The organism is Janthinobacterium sp. SUN206 (assembly GCF_030587305.1).
Classification (GTDB): Bacteria; Pseudomonadota; Gammaproteobacteria; order Burkholderiales; family Burkholderiaceae_D; genus Janthinobacterium; species Janthinobacterium kumbetense.
Map to the genome: position 1 here is coordinate 205,924 of NZ_JAPWIB010000003.1, position 16,391 is coordinate 222,314.

A 16,391-nucleotide genomic window follows, 5' to 3' on the forward strand; every position below is an offset into this window, starting at 1 on the left:
CCGGAAAATAGATTTGTGAGATTTTACAGGGAAGAAGAAAATCTTGGAGGCATTATAGGGCGATCTTGTTGTATTTTCCCTGATGATCCTATAGTCTGGCCCGATATGCCCCCCAGCCAGCCCTTTTACTGCCCGTTACATCTGCGTCGTATCCTGGCGCGGCAGGACACACACTTGCCAATTCAAACACAGCCATGAGCGTATGCAGCCTGTGCGGCGCCACCTTCCAGTGTGGTCAGCTTGATCCGGACGCCAAGGAGCCCTGCTGGTGCCTGGCCCTGCCGCCGGCCGTTCCCGTGCCCGGCAGCACCGCCGTGGGCTGCTGGTGCCCCGCCTGCCTGCAAGAGCGCATCGCCGCCTTGACCCCTCCGGCAGCAACGCCGGCCAGATAAGCGCATCGGCGCGCTTTTTCCTTTGCAAAAGACCTTGCATTTTGTAGGGGAATACGTTCAGACTTCGATTTTTAAGAATTTCTTACAGGAAAGTTATGCGCTTCAGGGATATCCGCATCGGCGTGCGCATCAATGCCGGTTATGCCATTTTGATCGTGCTGATGCTGGTCGTCATCGTCTTGGCGGGGAGCCGCATCTATGCTATCCGCGCAGAGACCGACGATATCCTGCAGCGCGACTGGGTCGCCGCCAAGGCCACCAGCAAGATCCACGGACTGGCGCGCGAGGCGGCCACGCGCATCGGAAACCTGCCGAGCCAGCACGAGCCGGCGCTGCGCCAGGCGAACCAGGCGCGCCTGGAAGCGATCAAGCAGGGCATCGATGAGCAGGTGCGCATCCTCGACGGTCTCGACGCGCGGCCCGAGGAACGGCGCCTGCTGGAGCAGATGCACCTGGCGCGCGCCGACTACTATGTGTCGCTCAAGACGATGTTCGAATTGGTCGAGCGCGGCGAGGATGCCCGCGCCGAGCAGGCCATGCAGACGCAGACCTTGCCGGTGCTGGAAAAAGTGCTGCTGTACGTGAGCCAGCTCGATGACTTGCAGCAGCAACTGATCCGCGACAGCGCGGCCCGGATACGCAACGACATCGATACCTCGCTGCTGCTGATGGGCGGCATCGGCCTGGCAGCCTTGCTGACCGGTCTCGCCTTTGCTTGGTCGGCGCGCTCGATCACGCGTCCGCTGGGCGAGGCGGTGGCGATCGCCACGCGCGTGGCCAATGGCGACCTCAGTTCCGTCATCGAAGTGACGTCGCGCGACGAGACGGGCGAATTGCTGCAGGCGCTCAAGGACATGAGTACCAGTCTGGCTGTCGAGCAGGATCTGCGCCACGCCGTCGAAGTGGCCGAGGATGCGACCAAGATGAAGTCGGACTTCCTGGCCAACATGTCGCACGAGATCCGCACGCCGATGAACGGCATCATCGGCATGACCCACCTGGCACTGCAGACGGACCTCACGTCGACCCAGCGCAACTATCTGGAGAAGGTGGAATCGGCTTCGAAGAACCTGCTGGCCATCATCGACGACATCCTCGATTTCTCGAAGATCGAGGCGGGCAAGATGGCCTTTGAAAAAGTCGATTTCTTCCTCGAGGACGTGCTGGCGCAGATCGCCGACCTTTCCGTGATGCGCGCCCAGGACAAGGGGCTCGAACTGCTGTTCGACATCGCCCCCGATGTGCCGAACGCCTTGCAGGGCGACCCGCTGCGCCTGGGCCAGGTGCTGATCAACCTGACCAACAACGCGATCAAGTTTACGGACAAGGGCGAGATCGTCGTCAGCATCCGCCTGCAGCAGCTGGAAGAACATGCGGCTGTCTTGCGCGTCGATGTGCGCGACACGGGCATCGGCCTCACGCCGCCCCAGCGCAGCAAATTGTTCCAGGCCTTTACCCAGGCCGACACCTCCACCACGCGCCACCATGGCGGCACGGGCCTGGGGCTGACCATCAGCAAGCGCCTGGTGGAAATGATGGAAGGCGAGATCGACCTGGTCAGCGAAGCGGGCGTGGGCAGCACCTTCTTCTTCACGGCCCGCTTCGGCCTGGCCGCCGTGCCGCGCGACAGCCTGTCGCAACTGCAGCATCAGCAGCAATTCCAGGGCCTGCGCGTGCTGGTGGTCGATGACAACCCCAGCGCGCGTGAAATCTTTGTCAGCATGCTGACGGCGCTGGGCTTCGAAGCGCGTGCCGTGTCTGGCGGCGTACTGGCCATCGGCGCCGTGGCGCAGGCGCGCGCCGAGGGGCGAGGGTACGGACTGGTGCTGATGGACTGGAAAATGCCGGGCATGAACGGCCTCGATACCCTGGCCGGCATCCGCGCCGATGCCGCCGGCATCGATGCGACGCCGGCCTGCATCATGGTCACGGCCTTCCACCGCGAAGCGCTGCTGGAGGCGGCGCGCCAGCGGGACTTGCCGTTCGACGGCGTATTGAACAAGCCGGTCAGCGCCTCGACCCTGCTCGACCAGATATCGTTCGTGTTTGGCGGCGTGACGGGGCAGAGCCGCAAGACGCAGCGCCAGAGCAGCTACCGCGACGACGAGCGCGCCTTGCGCGGCGCGTGGCTGCTGCTGGTGGAGGATAATGAAGTCAACCAGGAAGTGGCGCAGCATATTCTCAACGACGCCGGCATCCGCGTCGACATCGCGGGCAATGGCGCCATCGCGCTGGCGAAGATCGAGGAAAACGCCTATGACGGCGTGCTGATGGATTGCCAGATGCCGGTGATGGATGGTTACCAGGCGACGCGCAAGCTGCGCCAGGATCCCCGTTATTCGAATTTGCCCGTGATCGCCATGACGGCCAATGCCATGGTGGGCGACAAGGAAAAATGCCTGGATGCCGGCATGAACGATTTCATCGCCAAGCCGATCGACGTGGCGCAGTTGTTCGGTACCCTGGCACGCTGGATCGCTCCAGCCACGCCGCAGGCAATGACGGCGGTGGTGGCGCAGCCGGAAGCGGAGTTGCCCGTGATCGCCGGTCTGAAAATGGCGGAAGCCATGCGTCGCGTGGGCGGCAATGCCGTTTTGATGCGAAAATTGCTGGACCGTTTTGTGGAAACCCAGTTCGACGCCATGCAGCGCATCGTTGCCGCCATCGAGAACAACCAGCTCGAGACGGCGATCCGCGAAGCGCATACTCTGAAGGGCCTGGCCGGCAATATCGGCGCCGGCGGCCTGGCCGACAGCGCCGCGCGGGTCGAGCACTTGCTCAGCCTGGGTTCGCACGACGGCTTGCCGCAGGCGCTGGCCGCCTGCACCCTGGCGCTCGACGAGCTGGTGCCGAAGATCGTGCTGGCCATGCAGTCGCGCGGCCATGTGGCCGAGGCGGGCGGCGCGGCGGTGGCGCCAGTGGCGGCGGTGGACCGGGCGCACCTGGAAGCGGGCTTGCGCGAATTGTCGCAGCTGCTGCTGCAGGACGATGCGCAGGCCGTCAAGCACCTGGACGGCATCGGCCCCGTGCTGGTCGCGGCCGGGCAGGCGGAACACGCGCGCCAGTTGAAGCGCATGCTGGGACAATACGATTTCGAAGGTGCGCTGGCGCAGCTGGGCGAGGTGGCCGATGCGCTGGAGCTGACACTGTGACAAGGATAACTATGCAGAGCGAAGGACGGGCATGAGAGCGCCGGCAAGCAAGCCAACCATTCTGGTGGTCGACGACACACCAGACAATATCGACCTGCTGCGCGCGGTGCTGGAAGACGATTACCGCACCAAGATCGCCGTCAATGGCGAACGCGCCCTGAAGATCGCCGCCGGCAGCGACCAGCCCGACCTGATCCTGCTCGACATCATGATGCCGGGCATGAGCGGCTACGATGTGTGCCGCGCGCTGAAGGCCGATCCCGCCACGGCCGGCATCCCCGTGATTTTTGTCACCGCCATGAGCGAAGTGGCCGACGAGCAGCTGGGCCTGGCCCTGGGCGCCGTCGACTACATCACCAAGCCGATTTCGGCGCCCATCGTGCTGGCGCGCATCAGGACGCAGCTGGCGATGAAGCAGATGCAGGATTTCTTGCGCGACCAGAACCAGTACCTGGAAACGGAGGTGGAGCGCCGCGTGCAGGAGGTGGCGGCGCTGCAGGACGTCACCATCCACGCCATGGCCTCGCTGGCCGAGACGCGCGACAGCGAGACGGGCAACCATATCCGCCGCACCTCGCACTACCTGAAAGCGCTGGCCGAGAAAGTGCGCGGCCTGCCGCGTTTCCGCGATTTTTTGACGGACAAGAATATCGAACTGCTGTTCAAGACGGCGCCGCTGCACGATATCGGCAAGGTGGGCATTCCCGACCATATCCTGCTCAAGCCGGGACGTTTCGAACCGCACGAAATGGCCATCATGAAGACGCATACCACGCTCGGGCGCGACGCCATCCTGGCGGCCGAGCACGAGCTGGGCATCGAAGTCGATTTCCTCAAGTACGCGAAAGAGATCGCCTACAGCCACCATGAAAAATGGGATGGCAGCGGCTACCCGCAAGGCCTGGCTGGCGAAGACATCCCGATTTCGGCGCGCCTGATGGCGCTGGCCGACGTGTATGACGCCCTGATCAGCCGGCGCATCTACAAGCAGGGCATGGACCATGCGCAGGCCGTGCAGATCATCGTCGAGGGGCGCGGTTCGCATTTCGACGCCGAGATCGTCGACGCCTTCCTGCAGATCCAGGACCAGTTCATCGCCATCTCCAACCGCTATGCCGACGGCGTGTGCGAGATCGCCGACAAGCAGCGGCAGATCGCGCCCTTCGCCGAGAACATCAACTGACGGTCTTGAAGAAGCGCAGCATCTCGCGGCTGGCGTCCGGCCCTTTGCCGTCCGTGTAACTGCCGTTATCGCTGCCGCCGGACCAGGCATGGCCGGCGCCGTGGATGACCCAGTGTTCGCCCAGCGGCGAGCCATCGGCCTGGCTGTGCGTGGTGCGCGTGTAGCGGTGGCCATTCGGCACGCTGCCATCGACGGAAGCGGCTTTGGCCGCCTTGCCGCCCGACTGGCTGCGCACGCCCTGGGCGATCAGTTCATCGCCATTGCGCGGGTTGACGGTGGTGTCGCGGTCGCCATGGAAGACGATGATGGGCACGCCGCCCGCCGGCGCCTTGCGCTGGGCATTGGGCATGGCGCCACCCTTCATGGCGGCCAGCGCCGACGGCAAGTCCTGCGCCGAAGCGAAGGGCAGACCCGAATGCACGCCGACAGCGGCAAACAGGTCGGGGTACAGGGTGCCGACGATCACGGCCATGGCGCCGCCCGCCGACAGGCCGGCGACAAACACTTCGCGCTCGTTGACCGGGTAGTCGTCGATGACTTGCCGGGCGATGCCGGCGATCAGCGACGGTTCGCCCTGGTCGCGCTGCTGGTCGATGGCGTTGAACCAGTTCCAGCAGCGCGAACTGTTGGCGCCCTGCGTCTGCGCCGGGTAGACGACAAAACACTCCTTTTCTTCTGCCAGCGCATTCATTTGCGTGCCGGCGGCAAAATCGTCGGGATTTTGCGTGCAGCCGTGCAGCATCACGATCAGCGGCATGGCCTGGCCATGATAGCTGCTGGGGATATACAGCTTGTACGAACGCGTGCCCGCATGGTTGCGGTACACGCCGTCGATGAATTGCGCGCCGGCGGGTATCTCCGCTGGCGTGGCGGCCGGCGCGTTGAAGCCGGACGGGTGGAAGTTTGGCAGCTCGAAGCTGGGCATGTCGAAGCTGTGCTGGCCCAGGCCTGCCGGCACGCCCAGGCGCGCCATGAAATCCTGCGCGAAGTCCTGCGCCGCCTGCGCGGGAGTGGGGGGCGCGGCGTCAGCTTGCGGTTGCGCTGTCGCAGATGGTGGCGCAGGTGGCTGATTGATATCGCGCATCGGCGGCTGCTGTGTGGACGCCGCCTGCGGCGCCAGGCCGGCGGCGGACAGCGCCTGCTGGATCGCTTCGGTGGCGGCGGCGGGACCGCTGCCCAACAGATTGCGGGTTGCGGCGCGCATCTGCGCCAACATGTTGAGAGGTAGTTTCATGACCATCCTTAACGGTGCCGCGCATCGGCCGGGTCATCGCCGCGAACCAATACGCTAGTGAATTCGCCCTGCGAGCGCCGTCTTGACGACGGTGCTGGCGTGCAGGGCACCTAATACGAAGATCGACTCGATGGTGGCAAGTGCTAGTTCCACGGAGACGTCGCTGGCGATGCTGGCCAGTCCCAGCACCTGTATCTGCAGGCGCTGGCCGGCTGCCTGGATCGCTTCCAGATCGGCGCGCGAATAATGCTGCATGCCCAATACCAGGCTTCTACGGGCGACGGTTTGTTTCACCACGTCGGCGTGCGTATTGAGTTGATTGCGTATGGCCGTACGGATCAGATCCGTGCGGTTGGAATAAAATCCCTCCTGGACCAGCAAATCGATCTGCCCCAGGTCGATCAAGCCGAGGTTGATCGTGATTTTCTCGGATTCCCCAATTTTGGGCTTGCTGTCTTGCTTGGCCATATCTCTCCAAAAACTCCACGTGGCATCCAATTGCCATCTGTATGGATGGTAGTATAGTTCTGAAATATCTCAAGTCAAGCAGGATCTGGCCTGATCACGCTGTAGGACGGGCTCCCGCAGAGTGAGATGGGCCGCAAAATAAATTTTCAAATAATATATTTTTGATTATTTTTTCGTCGGAAAATATGTTGACAGTGTCATTGCAGGGCGATGCCGCCGACTCGCCGGCGCGGTTTCGCGGCATAATGAAAGCCTTCACGTTTACCGATGCCGCTCCATGATGGTCGCTACCCCACCTCCGCCAGCCGCTCCGCTCACTTTGCCGTCGCCGGTGCCGTCGCCCTGCGTCAGTCTGTGCAAGATGAACCGCAACAGCGGCTTGTGCGAAGGCTGCCTGCGCACGCTCGACGAGATCATCGCCTGGAGCAAGGCCGACGACGACTTCAAGCGCGCCGTGTGGGCCGAATTGCCGGGCCGCGAATCCCTGCTCGACTTCGAGCCCGATTACTGAGGAAGCCCATGCCGCGATCGCCAGCGCTGTTCCCCGATTCCATTCAGGTGTTCGAACGCGGCTGGCTGTCGTCGAATAACATCCTGTTCCAGGGCAGGGACGACACGGCCCTGATCGACAGCGGCTATGTCACGCATGCGCCGCAAACCCTGGCCCTGCTGCGCCACAGCCTGGCGGGCCGGCCGCTGGACCGCTTGTTCAATACGCATCTGCACTCCGACCATTGCGGCGGCAACGCGCTGCTGCAAGCCGAATACGGCTGCCATACGGCCATTCCCGTATCGGAAGCGGACAAGGTGCGCGCCTGGGATATCGATGCCCTCAGCTTCCAGGCCACGGGCCAGCAATGCCCGCGCTTCGGCTTTGACGCCACCGTCTCGCCCGGCGACACGTTGACCTTGGCCGACATGGCCTGGCAGGCGCTGGGCGCACCGGGCCACGACCCGCACTCGCTGATTTTTTACTGCGGCCAGGAGGGCATCCTGATTTCCGCCGACGCTCTGTGGGAAAACGGCTTCGGCGTGATCTTTCCGGAACTCGATGGCGGCTCCGGCTTTCTGGAAGCGCGCGCCACCCTGGACCTGATCGCCAGCCTGGACGTGCGCGTGGTGATCCCCGGCCACGGGCGGCCATTCACGGATGCCGCCGGTGCCCTGCAGCGCGCGTATTCGCGCCTCGATTACCTGGCGTCCGACCCCGTGCGCAATGCGCAGAACGCCGTGAAGGTGCTGCTGAAATTCCTGCTGCTGGAACGCCAGCGCATCGCCCTCGCCGACATACCGGCCCTGTTGCGCGGCATGCCCATCTTCGAGGAAGCCAACCGGCGCTTTCTGCGCCAGGAGGCGGCCGCGCTGGCCGAGTGGGCCGTGTCCCAGCTGGTTAGGGCTGTAGCGGCGCGCGTCGAGGGTGAGTACTTGCTCAACGAGGGTTGAAGCGTCGGTGCGATAAATTCAGCACGATCGTACTTTTTCTGCACTATAATCAACGTTCAGTGTTTTTTACGTCCGATCAACTTTCCAGCGAGTCCGCCATGGCATTGCCTGTTGCGTTGCAAAACCTCTCCTTACCCGTTATCGCCTCGCCGATGTTCATCGCCAGCGGCCCGGCCCTCGTCGCGGCGCAGTGCAAGGCCGGCATCGTCGGTTCCTTCCCGGCCCTGAATGCGCGTCCCGCCGAATTGCTCGACACGTGGCTGACGGACTTGCAGGCCGAACTGGCCGCCTTCCAGGCCGCCAACCCGGACAAGAAAGTCGGGCCGATCGCTGTCAACCAGATCGTGCACCAGTCGAACGACCGCCTCGCGCACGACGTGGAAGTGTGCGTGAAACACCAGATCCCCATCATCATTTCCTCGCTGCGTGCGCCGCCCAAGGAAATGCTCGACGCCATCCACAGCTATGGCGGCATCGTGCTGCATGACGTGATTTCGATCCGTCACGCGAAAAAGGCGCTGGAGGCGGGTGTCGATGGCTTGATTCTGGTCGCCAGCGGCGCCGGCGGCCACGCGGGCACCCTGTCGCCGTTCGCGCTGGTGGGCGAAGTGCGCAAATTCTTCGACGGTCCGCTGGCGCTGTCCGGTTCCATCGCCACGGGTGACGCCGTGCTGGCCGCGCAAGCGATGGGCGCCGATTTCGCCTACATCGGCTCGCGCTGGCTGGCGACCAAGGAATCGAACGTCAGCGATGGCTACCGCGACGCCATCGTCGATTCCAGCGCGGCGGACATCGTCTACACGAACCTGTTTACTGGCGTGCACGGCAATTACCTGAAAAAATCGATCGAAGCGGCCGGACTCGATCCGGAAGCCTTGCCCGAAGCGGACAAGAGCGCGATGAATTTCGGCTCGGGCAGCGCCAAGGCCTGGCGCGACATCTGGGGCGCGGGTCAGGGCGTGGGCTTGATGGATGACGTGCCGAGCGTGGAAGAGATGGTGGCGCGCCTGAAAGCCGAATACGATGCGGCGCGCGCGCGGTTGAAGCTGTAACTCTGCTGCTGCCGGATGACGCGGCATGCCGCGTCATCCAAGCCATCCTTATTCCTGCTTCAAATCCTCAGGCTTGATGGCCCACAAGCCCGGCAGGTTGCGCCAGTAGCCATACGCATCCATGCCGAAGCCGACGACGAAGCGGTTCGGGATCACCAGGCCGACGATGTCGGCTTGCACGGGTTTTTTCTTGCCGATGGCCTTGTCGGCAAACACGGCCAGGATCACTTCCGAGGCGCCCATGTCCAGCAGGCGCTGCTTGACGTGTGCCAGGGTTTCGCCTTCGTCGAGAATATCGTCGAGCACGATGACGGTGCGGCCCGCTACATTCGAGCGGGGGATGACTTTCCACACCACTTCGCCGCCCTTGTCGTCGTCGCCGTAGCGGCTCACGTGGATGTAGTCGAATTCGAGCGGAAAGCTCAGTTGCGGCAGCAGGTTGCCCGTAAAGACGACGGCGCCGCCCATCACGCCCAGCACCAGCGGGAACTCTTTCGAATCCTCGGCGTTGAAGCGCGTGTTGAGCACATCGGCCATGCGCGTGATCGAAGCCTGCACGGCGTCTTGGTCGAACAGCAGTTCCGCGTTCTTGATCAGGTCACGGGCACGGTTGTGATGAAATTCTTGCATGGACTCTTGCATGGCGATGAATGGGGCTGATGGTCAATGCCGGTATTATCCCGCAAATCGGCCTTATTTGTAATCGCGCATGTCGTCGATGATTTTCCCATCTTGCGCCAGGCTGCCCACGGCCACGAGCACTACGTCGCCGCGCAGCTTGGTCAGTTCGCGGATCGAGCCGATGATGGCTTCGGTGCCGCTGGTGTCGAGCGGATCGTCGACTTCGCAATGCAAAGTCATCTCGTCGTTGGCCATGCGTCCCGATACCACCAGCCGCGCTTTTTTGATGTGCGGATGGCGGCGCGCGATCTCGTGCACCTGCGACGGATGCACGAACATGGCGCGCACCTTGGTGGTTTGATCCGCGCGCCCCATCCAGCCCTTGATGCGCGTATTCGTGCGGCCGCACGGCGACTCCGGCGCGTCGACCAGCACGGCCGACAGATCGCCTGTGGCGAAGCGGATCAGCGGATAGTCGGCATTGAAGACGGTGACGACCACTTCGCCTACTTCGCCCGGCGCGACGGGAATGCCGCTGCCCGGATGGACGATTTCCAGCAGCACGTTTTCGTCTACGACCATGCCGGGATTGAGCTTGCCATTGCTGGCCGTTTCATAGGCGATGCTGCCGATGTCGGCCGAGGCATAGGTCTGGAACACGTGCGGCACGCCGTTCTCCGCAAACCAGCTGCGCAGGGACTCGGGCAAGGCTTCCGCACCCATCACGGCCTTGGTGACGCTGCTGATGTCGGCGCCCATTTCGCGCGCTTTCTCGATGATCAGTTTCAGGAATGACGGCGTGCCGATATACGTGTCGGGCTTCAGGTCGACCATCGCCTGCACCTGCATTTCCGTCTGGCCGATGCCGGCCGGGATGACGGTGCAGCCGATGCGCGCGGCGCCGCCTTCGACCATGAAGGCGGCCGGCGTGAAGTGATACGAAAAGCAGTTCTGCAGCAGGCCGCCGGCGCGCACGCCGGCAGCGTACATGGGGCGCGCGAAGCGCCACCAGTCGGGGCCGCGGCCTTCGGGATCGAAGATGGGGCCGGGCGAGACGAACACGCGCGACAGGGCGTTTTTCGGCGTCGTGTTCAAGCCGCCGAACGGCAGTTGCGCGTGCTGCAATTGCTTGAGGTCGGACTTGCGCGTCACGGGCAGCTGCGCCAGCGCGGCGCGGCTGGTGATGTCGGCTGCATTGACGCCATCGAGGATGCGGGCCCAGCCCGGCGCCTGTTGTGCGCGCGCGATCAGCTGCGGCAGGCCGGCCATCAATTCGCGTTCGCGCGCCTCGGGGGCGCGTGCTTCCAGACTGTCGAGCGTATCGGTCATGTTGCGGATTCTCCAATGTCACGTTGCATTTTTTTCGTCAGCCCCGCAACAATCAGGCTGTATGAGCGTTGCAGCAGGGCGGCCATTTCGTCGTCGTCGAGGGCGTCGGGACTGGCGACCAGCACCCATTTGGCCCGCGCCAGGTAGGGCGCCGGGCGAAAACCGGGGCGGTCCGTCAATTCCAGGAAGCGTTCCGCATCGACCTTGAAGCTCATGCCGCGCGTGCTGTGCGCTTCCGCGCCGCACAGCGCGAACATCCGGCCACCGACGCAAAACGCCAGCACGTTGCTCCATTTGATGTCTTGCGTCGCGCCGGGAAAGCCGCGGCACACTTGCTTCGCCCGTTCCAGGTCCATGACTGCAACTCCCTATGTCAGGCCAGCCAGCGCTTGCGGCGGCGGTAGAACTTCATGTCGCGGAAGCTCTTGCGCCCGGCGCTGGACACGCCCAGGTAAAACTCTTTGACGTCTTCGTTGCTGGCCAGTTCCTGGGCTTGTCCTTCCATCACGACCCGTCCGTTTTCCAGGATGTAGCCGAAGTCGGCGTAGCGCAGCGCCACGTTGGTGTTCTGTTCGGCCAGCAGGAAAGACACGTTTTCCTTGTGGTTCAGGTCCTTGACGATGCCGAAGATCTCTTCGACGATCTGCGGCGCGATGCCCATCGACGGCTCGTCCAGTAAAATCATCGATGGCTTGGCCATCAGCGCGCGGCCGATGGCGCACATCTGCTGTTCGCCGCCCGAGGTGTAGCCGGCCTGGCTGCTGCGCCGCGTTTTCAGGCGCGGAAAGTAGTGATACACCTTGTCCAGCGCGTCTTTCAGCTCGCCGCGTGACAGGCTGCGCGTGTAGGCGCCCGTCAGCAGGTTTTCCTCGATGGTGAGGTGGCCGAAACAGTGGCGTCCCTCCATCACTTGCGACAGGCCCCGCTTCACCAGTTCATTCGGCGTCAGCTGGTCCACGCGCTCGCCCTTGAACTGGACTTCGCCCTTGGTGACGTCGCCCCGTTCGCCGCGCAGCAGGGTCGAGATGGTTTTCAGGGTGGTCGACTTGCCGGCGCCGTTGGCGCCCAGCAGCGCCACGATCTTGCCTTGCGGCACTTGCAGCGACACGCCCTTCAGGACCAGGATCACGTGGTCGTAGATGACTTCGATATTGTTCACCGACAGGTAGGGCGGCGGCGCGTCCGGCTTGGTCGGGGCTTGCGTGGCAGTGTGGGTCATGGCTGCTTCTTTAAAATGTTCAACACGGGACCGGCGTTGGCCGGTCCGGTTCCTCTCGCCTACGGCATTACTTCATGCACGCCGGCGTGATCTTTTTCTCTTCCGCGTACTTGTTCGAGGATTCCTCGACCAGCTTGCGCACCAGGGCCTTGTCGCCGACGATCCACTTCGGCGTGATGGCGGTCCACTTCTTGCCATCCCACTGCTGCACCTTCACGGCGCCCGAGCCTTCATGGTCGTCGCAGCTGGTCTTCACGGTGGGGAACATGCCCAGCGCGCCGACGGCCTTCTGGCGCGCATCGTCGACGTTCAGGTTTTCCAGGCCCCAGCGCATCTGTTCGCCCGTGATCGGTTTGCCCTTGCCGAATTTTTCCTGCGCCGTGCGGATCGCTTCCACCCACAGGATGCCGGCCGTCACGCCGCGCATGTGGTAGACGGAGCCGATGCGCGACTGGTCGGACAGGTTGCCCTTGCCGGACGCGTAGAGTTTCTTGCGGATGTCGTCGAGCACGGGGTAGTTACCTGGCGTATTGAAGGTCATCGCCGTGTAACCCTTGGCTGCGTCGCCCGATGGAATCGTGTCTTCCTCGGAGCCGGCCCACCAGACGCCCAGCATTTTGTCGCGCGGGAAACCATTGCGCTGCGCCGTTTTGATGGCGACCGAGTTCATGACGCCCCAGCCCCACAGGATCACGTGGTCCGGCTTGGCCTGGCGGATTTGCAGCCATTGCGATTGCTGTTCGCTGCCTGGCGGCGCGACGGGAATTTTCACCAGTTCGAAGCCGTACTGTTTCGACAGCGCTTCGAGCACGGGCAGCGGCTCCTTGCCGAACGCCGAATCGTGGTACAGGTGGACGATTTTTTTGCCCTTCAGCTTGTCCATGCCGCCATCCTTGTCGCCCAGGTATTTGATCATGGCGGCGGCCTGGCTCCAGTAGCTGGAGATCAGCGGATACACGTACGGGAAGACCTTGCCGTTGGCGGCGTCCGAGCGGCCGTAGCCGATCATCGTCATGGGGATCTTGTCTTGTGCCACGCGGTCCAGGATGCCGTAGGCGACGCCCGTGGACAGGGTTTCCACCAGGGTGGCGCCGCCTTGTTTGGTTTTCAGGCGTTCATAGCATTCCACGCCGCGCGAGGGGTTGTATTCGGTTTCGCATTCTTCCCAGCTGATCTTGACGCTATTGACGCCGCCGGCCTGGTTAACCAGGTTGAAGTAGTCGATGATGCCGCCGTAGAAACCGGAGCCGCCGGCCGCGTAGGGACCCACGCGGTAGGATGGCAGAGCGATGTACTGCTCTTTGTCCTGCGCCTGCGCGCTGCCGGCCATGGTGAGTGCGGCACTGGCGATGGCGGCGGCCAGCATGAGCGATTTGATGTGTTTCATTGTGTGTCTCCTCTTGTTTTATTTGGTATTCAAGTGAACCGACATCGACTGCAAAAACTTAATGGGGGAAGGGCCAGAGTCTTAACTTTTCCTTCGCGATCTGCCACAGCCTGGCCAGGCCGTGCGGCTCGACGATCAGGAAGAAGATGATCAGCGCGCCGAACACCATCAGTTCCAGGTTCGAGGCCACGCTGGTCGGCAATGCCAGGCCATGCGCGATGGTGTTCAGGAAGACGGGCAACAGCACGATGAAGGCCGCGCCGAGGAAGGAACCGAGGATCGAACCGACGCCGCCGATGATGATCATGAACAGGATGCGGAAGGACAGGTCCAGGTTGTACGCTTCCGGTTCCACCGTGCCCAGGTAGGCGTATGCATACAGCGCGCCGGCCACGCCGCAGTAGAACGAGCTGACGGCAAACGCCAGCAGCTTGGTGCGCATCAATCTGAAACCGATCACCTCGGCCGCCATGTCCATGTCGCGCACGGCCATCCACGAGCGGCCCACGTTCGAGCGGATCATGTTCTTGGCCAGTAGCGCCATGCCGGCCACGATGGCCAGCACCAGCAGGTATTTGCTTTGCGGCGTATCGAACTGGTAGCCGAGGATGGTCATCTTCTGCACCGTGATGACGCCCGAGGAGCTGTAGTTGGTGAGATACGGGATCTTGGTCAGGCACCAGACGACAAAAAACTGCGTCGCCAGGGTGGAGGCGGCCAGGTAAAAGCCGCGGATGCGCAGTGACGGCAGACCGAAGGCGATGCCCACCATGGCCGCACACAGGCCGCCGAGGATGAACGATACCAGCAGCGGCAAGCCGGGCAGGCGGGCCATGAAGTTATACGAGGCGAACGCGCCCACGGCCATGAAGGCGGCCGTACCCAGCGACAGCTGGCCCGCGTAACCGGTCAGGATGTTCAGGCCCAGTGCCGCCAGGGCGAAGATCAGGAAGGGGATCAGGATCGCCGACAGCATGTAGGGCGAGGCGAAATACGGCAAGAGGAAGACGGCGACGAGGAGCGTGGCCGTCAGTGCCAGGCGGTCTTGCCTGATCGGGAAAATCTGGTTGTCAGCCTGGTAGCTGGTCTTGAACTGTCCTGCTTCACGGTAAATCATGGCGTGTCCTTTGTGATGGGTGCGTCGTGTGCATCATGCGGCGGCGGTGCGGCGTCAGATACGCCGGATGATCTTCTCGCCGAACAGGCCTTCCGGGCGCACCAGCAGGAACAGCAGGGCCAGCACATACGGGAACCAGCCTTCGATGCCGCCGCCCACCATGGGGCCGAGGTAGACTTCGGCCAGCTTTTCCGACGCGCCGATGATCAGGCCACCGACGATGGCGCCCGGCACCGACGTAAAGCCGCCGAGGATCAGCACGGGCAGCGCTTTCAAGGCGATGAAGGTGAGGGCGAATTGCACGCCGTTGCGCGCGCCCCACAGCAAGCCGGCCACCATGGCCACCAGGCCCGCTACACCCCACACCACGGCCCAGATGCGCTGCAGCGGGATGCCGACCGCCAGTGCCGCCTGATGGTCGTCGGCGACGGCGCGCAGGGCGCGGCCCACCTTGGTTTTCGAGAACAGCAAGGCCAGGCAAATCACCAGCAGCGCGCAGATGCCGGCCGCCATCAGGTCGAACTGCGAGATGTTGATGTCGAAGCGGTCCATCAGGAATTGCATCGGCACGTCTTCGATGGGCAGGTCCAGCTTGTGCACTTGCGAGCCCCACATCAGCTGCGCCAGGCCTTCGATGAAAAAGGTCAGGCCGATGGTGGCCATGAACAGCGTGATTTCGGGCTGGTTGACGAGCGGGCGCAAGACCACTCTTTCAATCGCCATGCCCAGTACTATCATCGTTACCATCGTCAGCGGGATCGCCAGCCACAGCGACAGGCCGAACTTGTCCATGATGCCGACGCAGGTGAGGGCGGCGAAAAACACCATTGCGCCCTGCGCAAAATTGAACACGCCCGATGCCTTGTAGATCAATACAAAACCGATCGCTACCAGCGCATACATGACGCCCGACAGCAGGCCGCCGATCAGCACTTCAAAGAAAAAATTGATATTCATTGCTATTCCTCGTCTAGTGCGCCACACCTAAGTAGGCGTTGATGACATCCTGGTTGCTGCGCACCTCGTCGGGCGTGCCGTCGCCGATCTTCTTGCCGTAATCGAGCACCACCACCCGGTCGGAGATATCCATCACCACGCCCATGTCATGCTCGATCAGCACGATGGTCGTGCCCAGCTGGTCGTTGACGTCGAGGATGAAGCGGCACATGTCCTGCTTCTCCTCCACGTTCATGCCGGCCATCGGTTCATCCAGCAGCAGGATGTCCGGTTCGGCCACCAGCGCGCGGCCCAGCTCCACCCGCTTTTGCAGGCCGTAGGGCAGGCGCCCCACGGGCGTCTTGCGGATGGCCTGGATTTCCAGGAAGTCGATGATTTCCTCGGCCTTCTTGCGGTGCTCGATTTCCTCGCGCCGCGCCGGGCCCCAGTACAGGGCTTGCAAGAGAAAATTCGACTTCATCTTCAGGTTGCGCCCCGTCATGATGTTGTCCAGCACCGTCATGCCCTTGAACAGGGCGATGTTCTGGAAGGTGCGCGCGATGCCGGACTTGGCAGCCTGGTAGCAGTCCATGCCGCGCCGGTGTTCGCCCCGGTAGATGATTTCTCCCTGCTGCGGACGGTACACGCCATTGATCACGTTGAGCATCGAGCTTTTGCCCGCGCCGTTCGGGCCGATGATGGCGCGGATTTCATGCTGTTTGACGTTAAACGAGATGTCGGTCAGGGCTTTCACGCCGCCGAACGACAGCGAGATGTTCTTCAGGTCGAGGATCACGGGACCCGTCTTGCGGGCCGTGCCGAAATGGGCGTCGGGTTCATTCATTTGCATCGTGCTGT

The 16,391-nt window shown here is 62.9% G+C and carries 16 protein-coding genes; 6 read left to right on the forward strand and 10 right to left on the reverse strand.

From position 1 onward, the window contains the following. Positions 1-194: 194 nt before the first annotated feature. The 3 genes from O3300_RS17865 to O3300_RS17875 all read left to right on the forward strand — a co-directional run bounded on the left by O3300_RS17865 (position 195) and on the right by O3300_RS17875 (position 4,727). Positions 195-392 carry a cysteine-rich CWC family protein gene (locus O3300_RS17865; RefSeq protein ID WP_305053701.1) on the forward strand — a complete coding sequence of 66 codons (198 nt, stop codon included), beginning with the start codon at positions 195-197 and terminating at the stop codon, positions 390-392. Between the two features lie 95 nt (positions 393-487). Next, entirely contained in the window at positions 488-3,544 is a 3,057-nt protein-coding gene (locus tag O3300_RS17870; RefSeq protein ID WP_099665915.1) for a response regulator, read from the forward strand. A 31-nt stretch (positions 3,545-3,575) separates the two neighbouring features. After that, on the forward strand, positions 3,576-4,727 hold the full coding sequence (locus tag O3300_RS17875; protein WP_289899653.1) for a two-component system response regulator: 1,152 nt from the start codon (positions 3,576-3,578) through the stop codon (positions 4,725-4,727). Here the strand turns inward: O3300_RS17875 and O3300_RS17880 are convergent. Further along, entirely contained in the window at positions 4,720-5,961 is a 1,242-nt protein-coding gene (locus tag O3300_RS17880; protein ID WP_305053702.1) for a PHB depolymerase family esterase, read from the reverse strand. The two genes, O3300_RS17875 and O3300_RS17880, sit on opposite strands and share 8 nt — an antisense overlap. A 54-nt stretch (positions 5,962-6,015) precedes the next feature. Then, positions 6,016-6,429: a CopG family transcriptional regulator gene (locus tag O3300_RS17885; RefSeq protein WP_305053703.1), complete on the reverse strand. Its 414-nt coding sequence runs from the start codon at positions 6,427-6,429 to the stop codon at positions 6,016-6,018. A 277-nt stretch (positions 6,430-6,706) separates the two neighbouring features. On the opposite strand from O3300_RS17885, the gene O3300_RS17890 reads away from it, so the two are divergent. The 3 genes from O3300_RS17890 to O3300_RS17900 all read left to right on the forward strand — a co-directional run bounded on the left by O3300_RS17890 (position 6,707) and on the right by O3300_RS17900 (position 8,924). Next, entirely contained in the window at positions 6,707-6,940 is a 234-nt protein-coding gene (locus O3300_RS17890) for a DUF1289 domain-containing protein (RefSeq protein ID WP_305053704.1), read from the forward strand. Positions 6,941-6,948: 8 nt separating this feature from the next. Then, positions 6,949-7,872 carry an MBL fold metallo-hydrolase gene (locus tag O3300_RS17895; protein ID WP_305053705.1) on the forward strand — a complete coding sequence of 308 codons (924 nt, stop codon included), beginning with the start codon at positions 6,949-6,951 and terminating at the stop codon, positions 7,870-7,872. 98 nt (positions 7,873-7,970) lie between these two features. Further along, entirely contained in the window at positions 7,971-8,924 is a 954-nt protein-coding gene (locus O3300_RS17900; protein ID WP_099665909.1) for a nitronate monooxygenase family protein, read from the forward strand. Between the two features lie 48 nt (positions 8,925-8,972). On the opposite strand, the gene O3300_RS17905 is transcribed toward O3300_RS17900, so the two are convergent. The 8 genes from O3300_RS17905 to O3300_RS17940 all read right to left on the reverse strand — a co-directional run bounded on the left by O3300_RS17905 (position 8,973) and on the right by O3300_RS17940 (position 16,383). Continuing rightward, positions 8,973-9,554 carry a hypoxanthine-guanine phosphoribosyltransferase gene (locus O3300_RS17905; protein ID WP_099377742.1) on the reverse strand — a complete coding sequence of 194 codons (582 nt, stop codon included), beginning with the start codon at positions 9,552-9,554 and terminating at the stop codon, positions 8,973-8,975. A gap of 63 nt (positions 9,555-9,617) precedes the next feature. Beyond that, entirely contained in the window at positions 9,618-10,874 is a 1,257-nt protein-coding gene (locus tag O3300_RS17910; RefSeq protein ID WP_305053706.1) for a phenylacetate--CoA ligase family protein, read from the reverse strand. Then, a complete protein-coding gene (locus O3300_RS17915) occupies positions 10,871-11,230 on the reverse strand; it encodes an MmcQ/YjbR family DNA-binding protein (RefSeq protein ID WP_305053707.1) in 360 nt (119 codons plus the stop codon). Before O3300_RS17915 ends, O3300_RS17910 begins: the two co-directional genes overlap by 4 nt. Positions 11,231-11,247: 17 nt before the next feature. After that, a complete protein-coding gene (locus O3300_RS17920; protein ID WP_305053708.1) occupies positions 11,248-12,093 on the reverse strand; it encodes an ABC transporter ATP-binding protein in 846 nt (281 codons plus the stop codon). A gap of 67 nt (positions 12,094-12,160) precedes the next feature. Further along, entirely contained in the window at positions 12,161-13,480 is a 1,320-nt protein-coding gene (locus O3300_RS17925; protein WP_305053709.1) for an ABC transporter substrate-binding protein, read from the reverse strand. Positions 13,481-13,538: 58 nt separating this feature from the next. Then, positions 13,539-14,597: a branched-chain amino acid ABC transporter permease gene (locus tag O3300_RS17930; RefSeq protein WP_034752817.1), complete on the reverse strand. Its 1,059-nt coding sequence runs from the start codon at positions 14,595-14,597 to the stop codon at positions 13,539-13,541. A gap of 54 nt (positions 14,598-14,651) precedes the next feature. Beyond that, positions 14,652-15,548: a branched-chain amino acid ABC transporter permease gene (locus tag O3300_RS17935; protein ID WP_200880402.1), complete on the reverse strand. Its 897-nt coding sequence runs from the start codon at positions 15,546-15,548 to the stop codon at positions 14,652-14,654. A gap of 19 nt (positions 15,549-15,567) precedes the next feature. Beyond that, positions 15,568-16,383: an ABC transporter ATP-binding protein gene (locus O3300_RS17940; protein WP_305053710.1), complete on the reverse strand. Its 816-nt coding sequence runs from the start codon at positions 16,381-16,383 to the stop codon at positions 15,568-15,570. Positions 16,384-16,391: the final 8 nt, after the last annotated feature.

What these genes read in the sequence shown, in the direction of transcription:
- O3300_RS17895 (WP_305053705.1), top strand. Translation starts at nt 6,949, where the DNA reads ATGCCGCGATCGCCAGCGCTGTTCCCCGATTCCATTCAGGTGTTCGAA.
- O3300_RS17880 (WP_305053702.1), bottom strand. Translation starts at nt 5,961, where the DNA reads ATGAAACTACCTCTCAACATGTTGGCGCAGATGCGCGCCGCAACCCGC.
- O3300_RS17910 (WP_305053706.1), bottom strand. Translation starts at nt 10,874, where the DNA reads ATGACCGATACGCTCGACAGTCTGGAAGCACGCGCCCCCGAGGCGCGC.
- O3300_RS17915 (WP_305053707.1), bottom strand. Translation starts at nt 11,230, where the DNA reads ATGGACCTGGAACGGGCGAAGCAAGTGTGCCGCGGCTTTCCCGGCGCG.
- O3300_RS17865 (WP_305053701.1), top strand. Translation starts at nt 195, where the DNA reads ATGAGCGTATGCAGCCTGTGCGGCGCCACCTTCCAGTGTGGTCAGCTT.
- O3300_RS17940 (WP_305053710.1), bottom strand. Translation starts at nt 16,383, where the DNA reads ATGCAAATGAATGAACCCGACGCCCATTTCGGCACGGCCCGCAAGACG.
- O3300_RS17925 (WP_305053709.1), bottom strand. Translation starts at nt 13,480, where the DNA reads ATGAAACACATCAAATCGCTCATGCTGGCCGCCGCCATCGCCAGTGCC.
- O3300_RS17900 (WP_099665909.1), top strand. Translation starts at nt 7,971, where the DNA reads ATGGCATTGCCTGTTGCGTTGCAAAACCTCTCCTTACCCGTTATCGCC.
- O3300_RS17885 (WP_305053703.1), bottom strand. Translation starts at nt 6,429, where the DNA reads ATGGCCAAGCAAGACAGCAAGCCCAAAATTGGGGAATCCGAGAAAATC.
- O3300_RS17905 (WP_099377742.1), bottom strand. Translation starts at nt 9,554, where the DNA reads ATGCAAGAATTTCATCACAACCGTGCCCGTGACCTGATCAAGAACGCG.
- O3300_RS17920 (WP_305053708.1), bottom strand. Translation starts at nt 12,093, where the DNA reads ATGACCCACACTGCCACGCAAGCCCCGACCAAGCCGGACGCGCCGCCG.
- O3300_RS17930 (WP_034752817.1), bottom strand. Translation starts at nt 14,597, where the DNA reads ATGATTTACCGTGAAGCAGGACAGTTCAAGACCAGCTACCAGGCTGAC.
- O3300_RS17870 (WP_099665915.1), top strand. Translation starts at nt 488, where the DNA reads ATGCGCTTCAGGGATATCCGCATCGGCGTGCGCATCAATGCCGGTTAT.
- O3300_RS17875 (WP_289899653.1), top strand. Translation starts at nt 3,576, where the DNA reads ATGAGAGCGCCGGCAAGCAAGCCAACCATTCTGGTGGTCGACGACACA.
- O3300_RS17890 (WP_305053704.1), top strand. Translation starts at nt 6,707, where the DNA reads ATGATGGTCGCTACCCCACCTCCGCCAGCCGCTCCGCTCACTTTGCCG.